General features: G+C 68.4%; 1 protein-coding gene. It reads right to left on the bottom strand.

Annotated features, from left to right (window positions below; translation table 11 throughout):
• Positions 1–530: DoxX family membrane protein (locus Aau02nite_RS46000; protein ID WP_212995025.1), on the bottom strand; the 530-nt coding region annotated here is incomplete at its 3' end.
• Positions 531–617 lie beyond the last annotated feature (87 nt).

The raw sequence follows: 617 nt of genomic DNA on the forward strand, positions 1-617 counted from the left end.
AGGCCGAGGGTGTCCCCGGCGGCGGTCAGGGCCAGCACGGCCAGGACTCCGGCGTAGACGAGGTGGTCGTCCATGAAGGGGTTGTTCTCCGGAGGCAGCACCGCGGTCCACATCAGCACCAGCAGCAGGCTGCCGGCCGCCGCCGCGAGACGCATGCCGATACCGAGGATCAGGGCCGTGCCGATCGCGGCCAGACCGATCATGAACAGCCAGTCAGCCCACGCCGCACCGGCGATGCCGTGATAGACGCCCTCGAACGGACCCGCGACCGCCTTGCCGAGGAAACCCGCGGTCGGGCTGCCACCGTCGATCCACGCCCCCTTGGCCGGAGTGGCCAGACCCAGGCCGAACATCTTGTCGATGAACGCCCACAGGAACACCCACCCCAGGGCCAGACGCAGCCCGGCGAGGGTGTAACGGGTGGCCTTACTGCGACGGGTCTCGGTCACGGTCGCGCCGGTAGCGCCGATGGAGACCACGGTGCCGTCGCGCTCAGAAGTGATGTTCGTGGGGTGCTGGACGGCGGTCATGGCGTCCACGTCCTTCCTGGGTTCGTTGTTTACACCCCTATTCCATCCGGGATCCGGCTCGGTGATCAGTGCCGCCCAGCCGTACCT

Origin of the sequence: Actinoplanes auranticolor, assembly GCF_018332655.1 — a bacterium.
Lineage (GTDB): Bacteria > Actinomycetota > Actinomycetes > Mycobacteriales > Micromonosporaceae > Actinoplanes > Actinoplanes auranticolor.